Raw genomic sequence first — 17,963 nt, forward strand, 5'->3', positions numbered from 1 at the left:
TTTGATCATGGATTAGCTATGCCCGACAGCGATCTGATAAGATCCCTGGGACAGGTGAAGAAAATTTAGCTTAGATAAACCCTGTCTTCTTCTCCTTCAACATCCATGATTACATCGACATGCTCCTTCAACACTGTTGCGAGTTCAAGGCCGACAAAATCGGTTGCAATAGGGAATATTTTATGACTTCTGTCGATAAGTACTACGGTGCGTATTTTTTTATGTGGTGTATTCAGGAAAACGCCAAGGCCATAGGCCAGTGTTTTTCCACTGTTTAATACATCATCTACAATAATAATTACTTTATTTTTCCATTGCGTTTCATCGAGATCAGTTTTGGCAACCAGCTTACTGCTTTCTTTTTGAAGATCGATGCGAAGCATTGTTACTTTCAGTCCGGAAATTTTTTTCAGTACTTTTTCCAGCCGTATAGCCAGTTTATATCCACGATCCCATATACCTGCCAGAACAATTTCCTTTTCGTTCAGATTATCTTCTAAAATCTGATAAGCGATACGATCTATTTTCTGTTGAATCTGTTTCTGGTTGAGAATAAGTAATTGCGATGCCATGTATTTAAAGGTTGAATACAAAAAGAACGATTTTAAGGATGAAATTCAAACTATTTAAAAAATAATTTCGATTGGTTGCAACGTTTTGGCCCCAGGTGCGTCTTATGGATAACCTTAGAACAAAAACATGAAAACACTGACCAAATCTTCGCTGATTTTATTTTTAGTAACAGCCGGCTTTTTAGCCCGGGCACAGGAGGCAAAAAACTTTCCTGTAAAAAACTTTAACAGCATAGGTATAAGCAGTGGTATAGACCTGTACCTTACGCAAGGCGGGAGTGAAAGTGTAACTGTAAAATCGGATGCGGCAACCTTGAAAGATATTGTAGTTGAACAAAACGGCAGCAATATCAACATTAAATTTAAGGACGGCATTAGCTGGAGCGGCATGTTTAAGAACAGAATCATCAAAGCCTATGTAAGCTATAAAACTTTAACTGCTCTTGCTGCTTCAGGCGGTTCGGATGTGTTTACGCAGAACCTGCTTAAAACTGAGAAATTTGCTATCCGCTCATCAGGAGGTTCTGATTTGAAACTGGAAGTTTCCTGTGGAGATATCACCATTCAATCCGGTGGAGGAAGCGATATCGATTTAAAAGGAAAAGCCAATAATATGACTATTCAATCGAGTGGAGGAAGCGATATAGATGCTTACGAGTTTATTACCGATTATGCAAAGGTTCAGGTTTCCGGCGGGTCGGATGTTAATATTTATGTTAACAAAGGCTTAGAAGCGGCTGCGAGCGGCGGTGGCGATGTGAGTTATAAAGGCAATGCAGCATTGAGAAAAACATCAAATTCAAAGAGTGGCGACGTTCACCACATAAATTAAGAACTTTAGTTTAGTTAATGATAATTCGCCGTTTTGTGGATGCAAAACGGCGTTTTCTGTTTTCTGAGTGCTAGCCCCTACCCTTGTTGTATGGATAGTAAATGAAGTTTGCCCCTTCAGGAACAACCACAAAAATACACATGTGTTCTTCAGGACGTTTGTAGGCTTTTAAAAATGTATCCTTTTTTTCTTTATTGATAATTCCCTTTTCTACAAATTCCTCCAGGGTTGAGGCCTGTATTGTCCAATCTGTATTGAGTTCTTCTTTATTCAGGATCAGTTCGCCAATGTTTACTTCATGCTGGTGGGCAATGAAAATGGGATAAGCGGAAATCCCTTCAACCATAATTTCAACAGCTACCTCTTTAATGGCATCTGCATAGAATTGCAAATCTTTCTCCAGGCTAACCAACGGGCTTTCTTTTTTCCCCTGTGGTTCGCCGCTACCCTCGGGTGTAGCACTTAATAATTCTTCTCTATCCATATTGAATTTTGAATGAAATTCTATCTTCTAAATTTTAATAATACCACATTTTCTACATGTTGGGTATGTGGGAACATATCTACCGGTTTGATGCGTACCACATCATACTTTTCGTTGAGTAATTCCAAATCACGTGCCTGCGTTGCAGCGTTACAGCTTACATAAACAATTTTATCAGCTTCCATTTCCAGCAGGCGCTGCACCACATCTGCATGCATACCTGCCCTTGGCGGATCTGTGATCACCACATCGGGTTTGCCGTGCGCTAATATGAATTCTGCAGTCAGAATATCTTTCATGTCTCCTGCATAGAAGATTGTGTTATCAATTCCATTTAATTCCGAGTTAAACTTAGCATCCTCAATTGCAGTGGGTACATATTCTATTCCGACCACCTGTTTAACACTTTTCGCCACAAAATTGGCAATGGTTCCTGCTCCGGTATACAAATCGTAAACCAGTTCATCACCTTTAAATCCGGCAAAATCACGGGTGATTTTATATAATTCAAAGGCTTGCTCCGAATTGGTTTGATAGAAAGATTTAACACCGATTTTGAACCTGATGCCATCCATCTCTTCAAATATGTGATCGCGACCGGCAAAAAGATTGACCTCCTGATCAAAGATGGTATCATTTTTCTTTTGATTCACGATATAGAGTAAGGCGGTAATCTGGGGGAAAGCTTGTTTAAGAAATCCCATCAAGCCTTCTACCTGATCCTCTTCAGGATAGGCAAAAACCACCGCAACCATCACTTCTCCGGTACTGGATGTACGTATAATTAAATTACGCAGTGCCCCTTCATGGTTGCGTAAGTCGTAAAACGACAAACCATTTTCCAGTGCGTATTTACGTACTGCGTTTCTGATGGAGTTCGAGGGTTCGGCCTGTAAGTAGCAATGTTCGATATCGAGGATTTTATCGAAACGAAGCGGAACGTGAAAGCCCAGTGCGTTCATATCGAAATCTTCATCACGCTCTATATCAGTTCTATCCAACCAGCGTTTATTAGAGAAAGTAAACTCAAGTTTATTGCGGTAATAGCGGTCTTGTGCAGAACCTAAAATCGGCTCGGTATTGGAAGTATCTATTTTGCCGAGACGCTGAAGGGCTGCCTCAACATTTTTCTGTTTAAATTTTAGCTGAGAATCGTAACCCATGTGCTGCCATTTGCAACCGCCACAGGTACCGAAATGCGGACAGAAAGGCTCGGTACGTAATTCGGATTTTTGATGCAATTGCTCAATAATCGCTTCAGCAAAGTTTTTTTTCTTTTTGGTTAAGCGTACGTCAACCACATCTCCCGGAACTGCTTTATCTACAAAGATAACCAATTCATCGGCCTTGCCAACGCCTTTACCTTCTTCAGCAATATCAATTATCTGTACGTTTGGAATGATCGTTACCGTACCTGGTTTTCTTCTACTCATTATCGTGCAAAGATAAGGGGAAAAGCTGAAAGACTAAAGCCTAATGCTCAGGTAAGAATGAATACAAATAACGGCTTGCCCAGGGAAAGTTGTTAAGAAAAAGTTATGGCAGTATCATTTTATGCCGGATCAGGAAAACCCGGAATAAAGAAATCAGATTAAGCTCTACTTTCCGAAAAATTTGAATGCAGCTTCCCAGAAGCTATCTGACCAGTTAAACTTTAAGTCAAATTTCTCATCTACTTGTACAGAAAACTCTAATATTTCTTTGCTCATGATAAAAAACCTCCTCTATATTTACAATAATATCTAATTTATACCGGAAACCATAACAGTTCAAATTAAATTTATGTTAATTCATAGTCTAATACCATCAAATTACATTTGAAGGACAGACTGATAGTTTAAAAGCGGCAGTTACCATTATTGACACGGAATTTTCTTAGTATCTTTCGTTTTTAAATTACTGAATGAAAACGAAAATACTGTTTACGCTGCTTTTTGCGGCAGTGACAAGCTACGCACAAAATACAACTGATTCCTATTTCAAACTTACCCGCAAAGGTTTTAATGAAAAGGAGGCCTATCATACCACTGCATTTGTCGAGAAGTTCTTCCGTGTTCCGGGTAATACGGGTTTTAATGCGAGCATCCATCATATAGAACAGATTTTAAAAAATGCCGGATTTTCGGAGCAAAAGCAGAACGAATCGGAAGGCCTATTGACTTACCGCATTGAGAAGCGTCCAATGAAGAACAATACCTGGGAGCCTCTGGATGCGCGTATCGATATCGAAGGGAACCAGGAGCCTTTAATTTCATTCAAAAGCAACAGGAATATGATCCCCATCAACTGCGTGTCTACGCCTGCAGGAGGCATTAGCGCTGAAGTTGTATTTATCAATAATACGTCGGATCTTGAAAAAGCTGACGTAAAGGGAAAGATTATCTTTTCAGAGAATCATCCCTCCAGATTACTTGCTGCTGCAACAAAGGCAGGCGCGACGGGTGTAATCGGCTATGCGATGCCTAAATATACACAGCCTAAGATTCACCAAACTTCGATACAATTTAGCAGCATGAAAGTCAATAGCGAAGTATGGACATTATTATTGTCATATGCAGCGAAAGAAAGGCTTAAAGCTGCCTGCGCCAAAGGCATCACTAAATTGAAAGTAAATATTCAGACAAAGATTTATCCATCAGAGGAGTTAACTATTGTAGCCAACGTTCGTGGAAGTGAGCGGCCGGGCGAAAGGTTTGTATTTAGTGCCCATGTTCAGGAACCTGGCGCAAACGATAATGCGAGTGGAGTGGGTACACTTGCGGAAATGGCAAGGTTAACAGCAGATCTTGTTCAGACAAAAAAGATTGATCCTAAGCGAACAATTACCTTTTTATGGGGGGATGAAATTGTATCGACGAGGCGTTATATTACAGAAGACACTATCAGAGCAAAAGGTATTTTATGGGGCATGAGTCTGGATATGGTTGGGGAGGATACCAAAAAAACAGGAGGATCTTTTCTGATTGAGAAAATGCCTGATCCGTCGGCAATATGGACCCGGGGCACAGACAAACATACAGAGTGGGGGGCGGGAGATATGACAGAAAAAGACCTGTTTCCTCATTATTTTAATGATTTCATTTTCGACATCTGTAAGAAACAGGGCAAATTTGCCAACTGGACTGTAAACTATAATCCATTTGAAGGGGGCAGTGATCACACTCCGTTTTTACAGCATCAAATTCCGGGCTTGCTGATGTGGCATTTTACGGATGTATTTTACCATACTGATAACGACCGGATAGATAAGGTTTCGCCTACTGAGATGAAGAATGTTGGCGTGAGCGGTCTAACTGCTGCATATACATTAGTTTCTGCCAATGAATCGACAGCAGCGGCAACTGTTGCACAAGTGAAGGAAGATGCACTTGTACGTTTAAAAACCGAGTTCGAGCTGAGCAAAAAGGCATTATCGGCCGGCAAATCTGTTGCTGAAGAGCGGCATATTATTGAAGTATGGAGTAAGTGGTATGTTGATGCACTGGCCACCATTGGTAAGATGCCTGTTAAAGCAGAAACTACCAGAATCGGATCGGCTATAAAGGTTGCAACAGGTGATATTGAGAAGCAAACCGGTTTATATCTGAACGCATTAAAATAGGTTCTAAAGATAATTAAATATTTATCCTATTTTCGCATTATGCCAAAAGCAATAATTGTTGGTTCAGGGGTTGCAGGGATTGCTTCAGCCATCAGAATGGCTGTAAAGGGTTATGATGTAGCAGTATTTGAAGCCAACGGGTATCCAGGCGGGAAGCTCACGGAAATTTCTGTAAATGGATTCCGTTTTGATGCCGGACCAAGTCTTTTTACCATGCCACAATATGTGGATGAACTTTTCCGACTGGCGGGTAAAAATCCAGATGATTATTTCCAGTATGAAAAACTGGATGAAATATGTAAATATTTTTACGAGGATGGGCTTACATTAACCGCTCAGGCAGACCTGAACGAATTTGCCAAAGAGATTGAAGAGAAAACAAATTCAAGTGCTCAGGAAATCAAAAAATTTCTGTCAAAAAGCCAAACGATATATGATGTTACCCACCGGGTATTTCTTGAGCGATCTATCCATAAAATCAAAAGCTTTCTACATTGGGATACGCTTAAATCGGTATTTCGGTTTGGTAAAATTGATGCTTTCAGAACACAGGGAAAGGCTAATAATCTTTTTTTTAAAGATCAGAGAATAGCCCAGTTATTTAACCGCTATGCTACCTATAATGGTTCAAACCCTTATCAGGCACCCGCAACATTAAATGTAATTCCACATTTCGAATACCACTTTGGTGCTTTTTTTCCGAAAAAGGGGATGCATAGTATCACATTATCATTAATCCAACTCGCTAAAGATCTTGGGGTAAAATTCCATTTTAATTCAAAGGTGACTGAGATTGTGTATGATAAAGCGAAGGTTGCCGGGATTAAAACTGGTGGTACTTTCATTTCTGCAGCGCTAGTGATTTCAAATCTGGATATCTGGTTTACTTACCGTAATCTGCTGAAAAAACTCTCGCCTCCGACGAAATTATTATCACAGGAAAGAAGCAGCTCAGCACTGATTTTTTACTGGGGAATGAAGGGCAATTACCCCGAACTTGGCCTGCATAATATCATATTTGCGGAAGATTACAAGGCAGAGTTTGATGCGATATGGAGAGCCAAAACCATTTATCACGATCCTACGATTTATATTAACATCAGTGCGAAACACGTTAAAACTGATGCGCCGGATGGACACGAAAACTGGTTCGTTATGATTAATGTTCCAGCCAACAACAGTCAGGACTGGGATAGTTTAATTCTATCGGCAAAGCAAAATATCATCGCTAAAATTAGCCGTATTCTCAATAAGGATATTAATGGGAATATTTTATGTGAGGAAATATTAGATCCGCGGAGTATCGAAATGAAAACAGGCTCTTACCAGGGCTCATTATACGGAAACAGTTCAAACAACCAGTTTTCGGCATTTATGAGGCATTCTAATTTCAGCACTCAAATCAAGGGGTTATACTTTTGTGGCGGTAGTGTTCATCCCGGAGGCGGAATTCCATTGGCGCTTTTGTCGGCTAAAATAATCGATCAGGAAATAAAAAATGCTGAATAATTGAATTGTGCGTTTTTGCTATGCCTCTCCTTTTATTGCTGCCTCCAGTTTTTCGCCATCTAAGTCGAAAGCATCAACAATGATTTTTGCCTGTGTATAAAAGGGGTCTCTTTCAAGGAGTTTTACTTTTATAAATTCCAATAGTTGCTCATCGTTAAGATCTTTGATTAGCGGGCGTTTCTGGCGGTTGTGCAGCCTTGATACCAAGGCAGCCGGAGCCATTTGAAGATAAACCGTTTCGCCATGAGCATTCATCCATTGCATATTATCAAAAAAGCATGGTAAGCCCCCTCCCGTTGCTATCACACAATGTTCAGGATAATTAAATGTTTTAAGCATTTCACTTTCGTATTCCCTGAAGCCGCTTTCGCCAAATTCTGCGAAGTATTCGGCAATTGTTTTTCCGGTTCTGGAAACAATCTCTGCGTCAAGATCTATTACCGGACAATCCAGCCGGTGTGCCAGTTGCTTGGCTTTGGTACTTTTACCGCAGCCCATATATCCGACTAAAAAGATTTTCATCTGTATATTAATTTTAAAATTAATGTTAAGCTAATTTTATTCTCGGATCGATGTAAGCATATAAAACATCGACAAGAATATTGATGACTACAAAAACTAAGGCTATAAATAAGATTGAGCCCATTACCACCGGAAAGTCAGACATTTCGAGGGCTGCCACTGTTGTTCGCCCCAAACCATTATAACCAAAGATATATTCTACAAAAAATGAACCAGCCAATAGTGAGGCGAACCATCCTGAAATGGCTGTGATAACCGGGTTAAGTGCATTTTTTAAGGCATGTTTATATATGATCGTTTTGCTATCCAGGCCTTTTGCCCGTGCAGTACGGATATAATCCTGGGCGAGTACATCTAACATGGCGCTTCGGGTAAGCTGGACAATAATTGCCAGTGGACGGAGCCCCAGCGTAACCATTGGCAACCATAGGTTTCTTAATGTAAGTATTTCTCCATTGAAGGGGTCATAAGAATATAAACTGCCACTCATCTTCAATCCTGTATAATCGCTCAATACAAAGCCAAATAACCATGCAATAATGATTCCGGCAAAAAATGAAGGCGCAGATATACCCATGATGGCAAACGCATTTGCCGACTTATCAATCCAAGAGTCTTTATAAACGGCAGAGAGTACCCCCAGGAATACACCAATAATTGTGGCAAAGATCATCGCCGTTAAGGCGAGTATAAAAGTATTGGGAACAGTTTCTCCCAGAATATCCCGCACATCTCTTTTTGTTTGATAAGAGCTTCTGAGATAAGGCCACTTCAATACCAAAGCTTTGTTAGTGAAATTAATCAGCTTTACATATCTATATTTCTTCGCTGCAGCAGCATCGTTATCCAAAATGCTGAGGGGTGAGAGATCGTTTACATAAAGCAGGAACTGTTCGGGCCTGGACTTATCGAGACCAAATTCTTTACGAACAGCTTCCAGCGATTGCACATCGGCTCTTTGTCCCATGGTCATCCTGGCAGGATCGCCAGGGAGGATGTTGAAAAGCACAAAAACAACCAGGATGATACCGGCCATTACCAGTATTCCGTATAATAGTTTTTTTAGTGCGTATGCAATCATTATTTATCGAAATACTTTCTGCTCAACTGATCGAAGGTAGGTACATTGTGATTATGCCACTTATTCACCACCACGCCATTTCTTAATAAAATAACACCCGGGTTAGCCCTCACCATGCTCTTCAGGGGAACAGCATCGGCATAGAATACTTCTGAAAAAAGGTTGTTCTTTTTGATGAAGGCTTCAGCATCCTGAGCTGAATTGGAAGTTAATAAGACGGTTCGGATATTGAATTGCTGTGTTGCGTTTATGGCTAAAGCATTTAATTTTGCAATTGCATTTTCATTGGTATTACGCAAATCATAGGCTACAAAAACCAGACTGTAGTATGGATTTTCGATCAGTTCTTTAGTGTAATCGGTACCTGAGGCATCAGTGATAATCAGATCTTTAATTTTGGGTTCGTAGCCCTTTTTAACCAGGCGTTTAGTTGGCTCTCCTATTATTTCCCAGTTATTATCTTTCCAGATTTCTGTTTTAAGATAGGCCTTGTCGCTCATATCTTTTTCCTCTTTTGTTTTCTTGTTTTTAAGGTGATACATGATCTCAAATTCATCTGGTTTTTCTCCCGGAGGGATTACCATTAACGAAGGAATATGGGCACCCACTTTGTAGGGAAGAAAATCGATAACGGGCAAAACGTTATAGGTAAAAAGGCCGAAACCTAAAGAAACCAGGGTTACAACAACTGCAATATTGCGCTGAGTAGATTCTTTGCTGAAAAGTGGTTTGATGCGATCTTTGTATAAAAAGATCACGACGATTAATACCAGCAGAATCAAGTCTTTACTAAAGGATTGCCAAGGGGTTAGCGGGATGGCATCTCCGAAGCAACCGCAACTGGTTACTACTTTGAAGGCTGCAGAAATGAATGTTAAAAGGGTGAAAAATATGATTAATAACAATAAGCCCCATGCCACCTTTTTACTCCAGAAGCCCAGCAACAGAAGTGCACCAAGAACAATTTCGAGGGTACACAATAAAATGGCTATGGACGTGGCTGCGCCATTAAGAAAATTGAGATGAAAGACCTCGAAATATTCCTGCAACTTGTAGCCAAAACCTAGCGGATCGTTTGCTTTAATTAAGCCTGAAAATATAAAAAGTGCACCTACAAAAAATCTGGAAAAGCCTAAAGCAATATTTTTCATTATTTAACTCCTAATTTAATCAACGCAAAAACTGAATAGTTGAGCATATCCTGGTAATTGGCCTTAACCCCTTCTGATGCCAGGGTATGACCTTCATTGTCTTCTATTTGTTTGACACGGAAAATCTTCATCAGTATCAGGTCCGTTAAAGAACTGATGCGCATATCCCTCCAGGCTTCACCATAATCGTGATTTTTTGCAAACATAAGGTCTTTAGTTTCCTTAACTTTTTCCTCAAATAAGCGTTCCACAAGCTCATATGGCAGTTCATTCGGGTCAGTATCGGTTAATTCGAGCTGCATCATGGCTATGGCACAGTAATTTACAATCCCTATATACTCGGAGGTAGCTCCCTCGCCTACCAGACTCACCTTTTTTTCTTCTAATGTGCGAATACGCTGCGCTTTAATAAAAATCTGATCGGTAATTGAACTTGGCCTTAAGATGCGCCATGCAGTTCCGTAATCTTTTGTTTTTTTAAGAAATAACGACCTGCAAACTGCGATCACCTCATCAAATTCTATAGCGGTTTTTGTTTGTGCCAATTCGGTAAAATATTTAGTTTTAATGTATTTTTGCTGCGAAACAACAAAAGCTAAAGATACATTTTTAAAGCGAAACCCAAATCCCGAAAGGGTTTATTATGGCAGAAAAAAACTTTTTTGAACCCCGCCGAACGTTGAATATTCAAGGCAAATTAATTGATTTGAGCACGCCGAAGGTGATGGGAATCGTGAATATTACGCCTGACTCTTTTTATAGCAGCAGCCGTTCCAAATCTGCTGATGAAGCATTACGCAAGGTCGAACAATTGCTCGGTGAGGGTGCGACTTTTATTGATATCGGGGGATATTCTTCGCGTCCTGGTGCAAAGGACATTTCCACAGAAGAAGAGCTGGCCCGTCTAATTCCTGTTGTTGAAAATATCAGCAGGGAACTACCTGAAGCAATTATTTCAATTGATACATTCCGGGCCAAGGTTGCGGAAGAAACGATATCGGCAGGTGCCCACATCATCAACGATATTGCCAGTGGCGACATGGATAGCGGGATGTTTGAAGTTATTGCCAGACATCAGGTGCCCTACATGATTATGCACATGCAGGGGACTCCGCAAAATATGCAGCAAAACCCAGTTTACAATCAGGTAACCCTTGAGGTGATAGATTACTTAGCCAAAAAGGTTGCTGAGCTAAAAGCCTTACATATTCACGACATCATCATTGATCCTGGTTTTGGTTTCGGCAAAAGCATTGCCCATAATTACCAGTTACTGAATGAAATGGAGGACCTTAAAATATTTAATCTTCCGGTACTTGTGGGATTTTCAAGAAAAGGCATGATCCATAAAGTATTAGGCAATACTGCAGCTGACTCCTTAAATGGCACATCGGTACTCAATACCATTGCCCTGCAGAAAGGGGCGGGTATTTTGAGGGTACATGATGTTAAGGAGGCCGTGGAGTGCGTGAAACTGGTGGAAATGCTGCACGGATGATTTAACTATATAAAATTCAGAATTGTAAACTGCTCAGGGTTTTGCTATCTTGTGCCTAAATGAAAGGACTTGATTTCGATTTTGTGCAGTTTACGGTTACCGACGTGGTAGATATTGTGCTTGTGGCGCTTTTGATTTACTATGTCTACACCCTTATCCGTAATACCCTTGCTGTAAACCTATTGGTAGGAATGCTTATCATTGCGATTTTTTATCGTGTGGTGGATGCCCTGCATATGAAATTGCTCACCACCATTATTGAAAAGTTCATGAGTGTGGGTATTATTGCACTAATCGTAATTTTTCATCCGGAAATACGTCGCTTTCTGCTACTTATCGGTAAGAATGCTTTTCTGCAAAAAAACAAGGCCTGGTGGGGCTATCTTTTCGGCCGTAAAGAAATTGAGAGAAATAATCTGACACGGATAAAGCCTATCATCGACGCCTGTAAAAGCATGAAAAAAACCCGAACGGGTGCGCTAATCGTATTTGTAAAATTTTATGATGAGCAGTTTTTTGCGAATAGCTGCGAAGTGGTGGATGCAAAAATTTCAAAGCGCCTGCTGGAGAGTATATTTCAGAAAAACAGTCCGCTGCACGACGGTGCGGTGGTGATTTCTGAAAACAAGATAAAAAGTGCGAGCTGTATTTTACCGCTAACGGATAATGACCAGTTGCCTTCGCAATTTGGTTTAAGACACCGGGCAGGTATTGGTGTTTCTGAAACTACAGATGCCGTGGCGGTGATTATATCAGAAGAAACAGGCGAGATTTCTTATGCCAAACAAGGCAGGGTAAGAATGAATGTATCGTTTGGAGAGCTTGAGAAATTACTCAACAAAGATTTTTGAGTGAGGTAATATTAAAGAATGAAGAATCGGCAAGCGATATAATAAATCTTTATTGCCGATTCTTCATGATCATTTTCTAGCAATATTGCTCGAATGCACCGATCAGATTATCCGCGATCATTTGAGCCGGACGACCTTCGATTTGATGACGTTCGATCATGTGAACAAGTTTTCCATCTTTAAACAAAGCCATAGCTGGCGATGATGGAGGGAAAGGCATCATATGACTTCTTGCCTGATCAACAGCTTCTTTTTCCATTCCCGCGAAAACTGTTACCAGTTTATCAGGATGTTTCGAGTGAGCTGCTGCTGCTCTTGCTGCAGGACGAGCATTTGCCGCCGCGCAACCACATACAGAGTTTACAACAACAAATACAGTTCCCTCACCTTTAATGGCTTGATCAACTTCCTGTGCATTTTTTAATTCTTCAAAACCTACGTTAGTTAATTCCTTACGCATTGGTTCAACTAAATATTCCGGATACATTATGTTAGTTTTTTAATTACAGTTTTACCGTACAAAAATAAGAAAATCGGATGTGATGCAACATCCGATTTATATTTTTAAGGTAAAATTAAGTTAAGGGCTAATGAAAACCCTTAAAGAAATCATCGTATGCCTGAGGGCGTGTTAATGCTCCAACAACAGCTAGTACAATCAAAACGATAAACAGGACACTTAGAATGGTAGCAATCATTCCGCAGATTTTTCCTGCTTTTGCATTTTTATAGGAAGACTCGCTATACAATCCTGGGTTCTGATGATATTTTTTTACATCGCCGGCACCCAGAATCCAGGCAATAATACCAAAGACAATGCCGAATATCCCATAAAAGCAACATGCCGGGAGGGCAATAATTCCTAATACCAATGCAGCTGTTGCGTTAGGCAGATTCTGCTGTCCCATACCGAAACCACCCTGAAACTGTCCAAATGGAGGAGGTTGCTGAAAAGAAGGAGGTTGCTGAAATGGTGGAGGACCTGAAGACCCGGTATTAACTGGTTGTTCCGGAGTGCTTTCGTTTTTACTTAAATCTATAGGCTTGTGTTCCTGAGAATTATCTTGTTCTTCTGACATAGATTAGCTGATAAGTTGATGAGTAGATATTTTATAAATGTAGTTGATTAGGATAATTATTGCAATAGCTGCGTAAGCGATTTTGATTATCATGGCACCTGTTTTAATATTTACTGAGAGGTGCATAATGGTGAATAAGGCAATCATCAGAATAGGTATGGTTGCCGGATAAAAACGGAACGATTCCTCGAAATTCCCCTTGAATAATGAAATGACTGATCGCTGAAAGCCGCAGCCCGGACAATCAAAACCAAAGTAAGTTTTGAAAGGACAGGCAAAAAGATGATGACTGAGCCAGTGAGAGAAACTGTTATGATGCGCCATCGATGCTGACTATTTTACCTTGGCCCTCTTTCCAGGTTTTATATTCTTCGAGGTCTTTCAGCACCTGTTTATAAACCAGGTTTAAAACAAATATATCATCTATAAAACCTAAAACCGGAACAAAGTCGGGCACTACATCGATCGGGGATAGAAAATATACCAGGCCCCCGAGTATTGCAATAATTGAGCGTTTAGGAATTGCGGTGTAGTTTCCATTGATAAAGTCTTTCGAAACGGCTAACAGCAATACCATCTTATCCCAAACGCCTTCTAAGTCACTTCTATTGGAAACGGCTTTTCCGAGCGCATTTTCGACGGTGACGCTGACTTTTGATTTATCTTTTAGGATCGCTGATGCTCTGCTCTGCGATTTTTTGAAAAGATTCAGTATTTTATTTGTGTTCAGACCCATACACAAGATACAGCAATTACCAATCCATATTTTATTATGCAGCTGCAGACTTGAGTATTTCCAGGATATCATCCAGATACTTGCGTTCATTTGCCAGGCGTGGCACCTTGTGTTGCCCTCCTAATTTATCTTTCGATTTCAGCCAGTTATAGAAAGTATTGGGAGCCGCATTGTGCACTTTCGGCCTGCATAAAGCCATATCCTTAAATCGCTTTGCATCGTAGTCTGAATTAATTTCCCTAAGTGTTTGATCCAGGATATCGACAAATTTCTCGAAGTCATCTGGTTGTGTATCAAATTCAATGATCCATTCATGTCCACCGGCTTTCTCGCCCTCGAAATAAATGGGTCCGGCAGTATAATCTTTAATTTCAGCCCCGGTAGCACAGCAGGCTTTTGTTAATGCCTGTTCGGCATTATCTATGATCACTTCCTCACCAAAAGCATTAATAAAATGCTTGGTACGACCAGTGATTTTGATTCGATAGGGGGCCAATGAGGTGAACTGAATTGTATCACCAATCATGTACCGCCATAATCCGCCATTGGTAGAAATTACAATAGCATAATTTTTATGGAGTTCTACTTCTCCCAACAACAGGGCTTGTGGATTTTCCTCACCAATGTTTTCCATTGGGATAAACTCATAGAAGATACCATAATCCAGCATCAGTAACATTTCCTCTGAATTATCCTGATCCTGAATACCAAAAAACCCCTCTGAAGCATTGTAGGTTTCCAGGTAATACATATCATCTGAAGGAATTAGTTGTTTGAATTGCTCACGATAAGGTGTAAAATTAACTGCTCCATGGATGTAAACTTCCAGATTTGGCCATACTTCAAGCAGATTTTGCTTACCAGTTAATTCTAATACCTTTTTTGCCAGGACGATAGTCCATGTTGGAACACCCGAAATACTGGTTACATTTTCGTGAATGGTGGCTTCTGCCATCCTATCCATTTTGATTTCATAGTTATCCATCAGGGCAATGGACATATCCGGTGTGCGGTAAAACTCAGCCCAAATGGGAAGATTTTTGATTAATACGGCTGATAAATCGCCGTAAAAACAATCTTCATTTAGTTGGTTTACCTGATGGCTCCCTCCTAAAACAAGTCCTTTCCCGGTAAACATCTGGTTTTCCGGACAATTATTGCAATAAATAGAGAGCATATCTTTGCCCCCTTTGAAATGGCATTCTTCTAAACTTTCTTTGGAAACCGGAATAAACTTACTCCTGTCGCTTGTGGTTCCTGACGACTTGGCAAACCATTTAATATCTGATGGCCAGAGTATGTTCTGTTCACCTGCAAGCATCCGCTCAATATAGGGTTTCAGGGTATCGTAATTCTGGATTGGAACACGTTCCTGATATTGTTGGGGGGTTAGAATGGTTCTATAATCAAACATCCTACCCCATTCCGTATTTTCGGCACTATCAATTAAAGTGTGAAACCACTCCTGCTGTACATCGTGAGGATATTTCATAAAAAGCTCGATCTGGTGGATCCGCTTTTTCATTAACCAGGTAAAAATTGAATTTACAATTGCCATTAGCTTTAATTAGACATCGAATTTTTTACGTTTGAGCACAAAGTTCGAGCCAAGGTAAACCTTTCTAACCATTTCATTCTCTGCCAAAACTTCGGGCACCCCTTGCTCAAGAATTTTGCCCTCAAACAGCAGATAAGCCCTATCAGTAATTGAAAGTGTTTCCTGCACATTATGATCGGTAATTAGAATTCCGATATTCTTGTGTTTAAGTTTAGCTACAATACTCTGGATTTCTTCAACAGCAATCGGGTCTACCCCGGCGAAAGGTTCATCGAGCAATATGAAATTCGGGTTAGCGGCAAGCGCACGGGCAATTTCCGTTCTGCGTCGTTCCCCCCCGGATAATAAATCGCCCCTGTTTTTGCGTACTTTATGCAGACTGAATTCATTAATGAGTTCTTCAAGCTTATCTTTTTGTTCTTCTTTGCTCAGATTACTCATTTCGAGTATGGCGAGGATATTATCTTCTACAGTAAGCTTTCTGAAAACAGATGCTTCCTGAGCCAGGTAACCAATACCCTTTTGAGCACGGCGGTACATGGCATCTTCAGTGATATCTTCTTCCTCCAGGAAGATACGACCTTCATTTGGTTTGATTAAGCCTACAATCATGTAAAACGAAGTGGTTTTCCCTGCACCGTTTGGTCCGAGGAGACCCACAATCTCACCTTGACTAACACTAAATGAAACATCGTTCACTACAGTACGCTGCTTATATTTTTTTACCAGATTTTCGGCTCTTAATATCATATGTTTATTCGAAACCTTTAGGCTTATGATTTTAACTAATTAACTTTTATACCTTTTATATTGAGTTGCAAACGCCGCTTTTCCCTCCAGACGTTTTCTTCGATGGTGTAACAAACAGAAAACGGAACTTTTGGTTGAAGCAGATTCTGGAATTCGGCCAGACCAAACGCAATGCCTTCAAAAATAGGCGAATTTTGTTGTTTAATATTTATTTTTAAATGATTTGCACCCACTGTCATCGCAGGCTTACCGAGGTACACCTGGTGGGTTACAAATACGGGGGCTAAATTTTCGGGACCGAACGGCCCCATTTGTGCCAGGATGCGGTAGAACTTACCATCAATTTGAGATAATTCTATTTCTGCATCAATTTTAATCATTGGCGTTAACTGCTCTGAAGTAATGCTGGCGGATACAATTTCTTCGAACTTATCGGCAAAGGCATCTACATTATGCTCCTGCATGGTCAGGCCTGCAGCAAACTTATGACCTCCATACTGGTCAAGCAGATGGGAGCATCCGCTTAGCGCCTCGTAAAGATCGAAACCAATTACCGAGCGACAAGATCCTGCTACATGCCCGTTGGATTTGGTGAGTACTATTGTTGGCCTGTAGTACGTTTCGGTTAATCTGGATGCCACAATACCGATGACACCCTTATGCCAGTTTTCATTGAAAACAACGGTCGTTTTTTTATTTATGAGTACCTCACTATCCCCAATCAATGCCAGTGCTTCGCGGGTAATATCCTGATCGAAAGCTTTACGTTCAGTATTTTTAAGGTTGATGATTTCGCTTTGCTCCAGTGCGTTTCCATCTTCCTGGCACAGAAGCATGGCTACTGCATGTTTAGCATGATCTATCCGCCCGGCTGCATTAATACGCGGGCCGAGGGTAAATACCACATCCATAATGGTGTAGTTTTCCTTTTTACCGGAAACTTCCATTAAAGCCCTTAAACCCTCGCAAGGGTTTGTATTGAGTTTTTTTAAACCATAATAGGCAAGAATTCTGTTTTCCCCAACGATAGGAACAATATCGGCAGCAATACTGATCATTACGAGATCAAGGTATTGCAAAAAGTTTTCTTTAGGGAGATGATGTTTTTCTGAATAGGCTTGTGCCAGTTTGAAACCGATGCCACAGCCCGCTAATTCTTTAAAGGGGTAATCACAATCCTCCCGTTTTGGATCCAGCACCGCAACCGCGGCAGGGAGCTCGGCCCCAGGCAAGTGGTGATCACAAATGATAAAATCGATCCCCAACTGATTTGCATAGTCAATTTTGTCAACCGATTTGATTCCACAATCGAGGGCGATAATGAGCGTAAATCCATTTTTATGGGCGTAGTCGATCCCTGCGGTTGAAATTCCGTACCCTTCCAAGTAACGGTCGGGAATGTAATATTCGATATTTTCGGTAAGCTGCGAGAAGAAACTAAAGGTCAGGGCGACCGAAGTTGTGCCGTCTACATCATAATCGCCGTAGATCAATATTTTTTCATGACTGGCCAATGCATCATCGATTCTCTGGATGGCAACATCCATATCCTTCATCAAAAAAGGATTATGAAGGTGATTGAGATCCGGGCGGAAGAAATCTTTTGCCTCCTCAAAACTGCAGATATTCCGTTGCACCAATATCTGCGCAAGTGAGCGGTCAATATTGAGTGCTTCTGTAATTTTGGTTACCGTATCATCGTTACAAACTGATGCTTTTACCCATCTTTTTTCCATTTA

General features: G+C 40.6%; 20 protein-coding genes. 5 read left to right on the forward strand and 15 right to left on the reverse strand.

Annotated elements, in window-relative coordinates; genetic code table 11:
- Positions 1-65: 65 nt before the first annotated feature.
- Positions 66-572 carry a phosphoribosyltransferase family protein gene (locus R2Q80_RS05070; RefSeq protein WP_316798555.1) on the reverse strand — a complete coding sequence of 169 codons (507 nt, stop codon included), beginning with the start codon at positions 570-572 and terminating at the stop codon, positions 66-68.
- Between the two features lie 127 nt (positions 573-699).
- On the opposite strand from R2Q80_RS05070, the gene R2Q80_RS05075 reads away from it, so the two are divergent.
- On the forward strand, positions 700-1,404 hold the full coding sequence (locus tag R2Q80_RS05075; protein WP_316798556.1) for a head GIN domain-containing protein: 705 nt from the start codon (positions 700-702) through the stop codon (positions 1,402-1,404).
- A gap of 70 nt (positions 1,405-1,474) precedes the next feature.
- Here R2Q80_RS05075 and R2Q80_RS05080 read toward each other — a convergent pair whose 3' ends face one another.
- The 3 genes from R2Q80_RS05080 to R2Q80_RS05090 form a co-directional block, all read right to left on the reverse strand.
- Positions 1,475-1,888, reverse strand: a complete 414-nt coding sequence (locus R2Q80_RS05080; RefSeq protein WP_316798557.1) for a hypothetical protein — start codon at positions 1,886-1,888, stop codon at positions 1,475-1,477.
- Between the two features lie 20 nt (positions 1,889-1,908).
- Positions 1,909-3,321, reverse strand: a complete 1,413-nt coding sequence (gene rlmD / locus R2Q80_RS05085) for a 23S rRNA (uracil(1939)-C(5))-methyltransferase RlmD (RefSeq protein ID WP_316798558.1) — start codon at positions 3,319-3,321, stop codon at positions 1,909-1,911.
- Between the two features lie 165 nt (positions 3,322-3,486).
- Positions 3,487-3,597, reverse strand: a complete 111-nt coding sequence (locus R2Q80_RS05090; RefSeq protein WP_316798559.1) for a phenylalanyl-tRNA synthetase subunit alpha — start codon at positions 3,595-3,597, stop codon at positions 3,487-3,489.
- A 194-nt stretch (positions 3,598-3,791) separates the two neighbouring features.
- On the opposite strand from R2Q80_RS05090, the gene R2Q80_RS05095 reads away from it, so the two are divergent.
- Together R2Q80_RS05095 and crtD are read left to right on the forward strand one after the other, a co-directional pair.
- Positions 3,792-5,489 carry a M28 family peptidase gene (locus tag R2Q80_RS05095; protein ID WP_316798560.1) on the forward strand — a complete coding sequence of 566 codons (1,698 nt, stop codon included), beginning with the start codon at positions 3,792-3,794 and terminating at the stop codon, positions 5,487-5,489.
- Between the two features lie 39 nt (positions 5,490-5,528).
- A complete protein-coding gene (gene crtD, locus R2Q80_RS05100) occupies positions 5,529-6,998 on the forward strand; it encodes a 1-hydroxycarotenoid 3,4-desaturase CrtD (RefSeq protein WP_316798561.1) in 1,470 nt (489 codons plus the stop codon).
- Between the two features lie 18 nt (positions 6,999-7,016).
- On the opposite strand, the gene R2Q80_RS05105 is transcribed toward crtD, so the two are convergent.
- The 4 genes from R2Q80_RS05105 to R2Q80_RS05120 are packed head-to-tail and all read right to left on the reverse strand — an operon-like array spanning position 7,017 to position 10,297.
- Entirely contained in the window at positions 7,017-7,520 is a 504-nt protein-coding gene (locus R2Q80_RS05105; protein ID WP_316798562.1) for a shikimate kinase, read from the reverse strand.
- 25 nt (positions 7,521-7,545) lie between these two features.
- Entirely contained in the window at positions 7,546-8,601 is a 1,056-nt protein-coding gene (locus tag R2Q80_RS05110; RefSeq protein ID WP_316798563.1) for an ABC transporter permease, read from the reverse strand.
- Complete coding sequence (locus R2Q80_RS05115) at positions 8,601-9,752, reverse strand: BT_3928 family protein (RefSeq protein WP_316798564.1); 1,152 nt, start codon at positions 9,750-9,752, stop codon at positions 8,601-8,603. The genes R2Q80_RS05110 and R2Q80_RS05115 overlap by 1 nt, the downstream gene beginning before the upstream one ends.
- Positions 9,752-10,297, reverse strand: coding sequence for a DUF1599 domain-containing protein (locus R2Q80_RS05120; RefSeq protein ID WP_316798565.1), 546 nt, complete (start codon positions 10,295-10,297; stop codon positions 9,752-9,754). Before R2Q80_RS05120 ends, R2Q80_RS05115 begins: the two co-directional genes overlap by 1 nt.
- 98 nt (positions 10,298-10,395) lie before the next feature.
- Between R2Q80_RS05120 and folP the strand changes: the two genes are divergently transcribed.
- Positions 10,396-11,250 carry a dihydropteroate synthase gene (folP, locus tag R2Q80_RS05125; RefSeq protein WP_316798566.1) on the forward strand — a complete coding sequence of 285 codons (855 nt, stop codon included), beginning with the start codon at positions 10,396-10,398 and terminating at the stop codon, positions 11,248-11,250.
- A gap of 59 nt (positions 11,251-11,309) precedes the next feature.
- Positions 11,310-12,101 (forward strand): diadenylate cyclase CdaA, encoded by a 792-nt coding sequence (cdaA, locus tag R2Q80_RS05130; RefSeq protein WP_316798567.1) that lies wholly within the window; start codon positions 11,310-11,312, stop codon positions 12,099-12,101.
- A 76-nt stretch (positions 12,102-12,177) separates the two neighbouring features.
- Here cdaA and R2Q80_RS05135 read toward each other — a convergent pair whose 3' ends face one another.
- The 7 genes from R2Q80_RS05135 to recJ form a co-directional block, all read right to left on the reverse strand.
- Positions 12,178-12,588, reverse strand: coding sequence for a BrxA/BrxB family bacilliredoxin (locus tag R2Q80_RS05135; protein ID WP_316798568.1), 411 nt, complete (start codon positions 12,586-12,588; stop codon positions 12,178-12,180).
- Between the two features lie 100 nt (positions 12,589-12,688).
- Positions 12,689-13,180, reverse strand: a complete 492-nt coding sequence (locus R2Q80_RS05140; protein WP_316798569.1) for a CCC motif membrane protein — start codon at positions 13,178-13,180, stop codon at positions 12,689-12,691.
- Positions 13,181-13,183: 3 nt separating this feature from the next.
- Positions 13,184-13,504 (reverse strand): DUF2752 domain-containing protein, encoded by a 321-nt coding sequence (locus R2Q80_RS05145; protein ID WP_316798570.1) that lies wholly within the window; start codon positions 13,502-13,504, stop codon positions 13,184-13,186.
- On the reverse strand, positions 13,491-13,916 hold the full coding sequence (locus tag R2Q80_RS05150; RefSeq protein ID WP_316798571.1) for a YkvA family protein: 426 nt from the start codon (positions 13,914-13,916) through the stop codon (positions 13,491-13,493). The genes R2Q80_RS05145 and R2Q80_RS05150 overlap by 14 nt, the downstream gene beginning before the upstream one ends.
- Positions 13,917-13,950: 34 nt before the next feature.
- Positions 13,951-15,474: a GH3 auxin-responsive promoter family protein gene (locus R2Q80_RS05155; protein ID WP_316798572.1), complete on the reverse strand. Its 1,524-nt coding sequence runs from the start codon at positions 15,472-15,474 to the stop codon at positions 13,951-13,953.
- 9 nt (positions 15,475-15,483) lie between these two features.
- Positions 15,484-16,224, reverse strand: a complete 741-nt coding sequence (gene lptB, locus R2Q80_RS05160) for an LPS export ABC transporter ATP-binding protein (protein ID WP_316798573.1) — start codon at positions 16,222-16,224, stop codon at positions 15,484-15,486.
- Between the two features lie 35 nt (positions 16,225-16,259).
- Complete coding sequence (gene recJ, locus R2Q80_RS05165) at positions 16,260-17,960, reverse strand: single-stranded-DNA-specific exonuclease RecJ (protein WP_316798574.1); 1,701 nt, start codon at positions 17,958-17,960, stop codon at positions 16,260-16,262.
- Positions 17,961-17,963: the final 3 nt, after the last annotated feature.

It is taken from the genome of Pedobacter frigidisoli (assembly GCF_032678525.1).
Classification (GTDB): Bacteria; Bacteroidota; Bacteroidia; order Sphingobacteriales; family Sphingobacteriaceae; genus Pedobacter; species Pedobacter frigidisoli_A.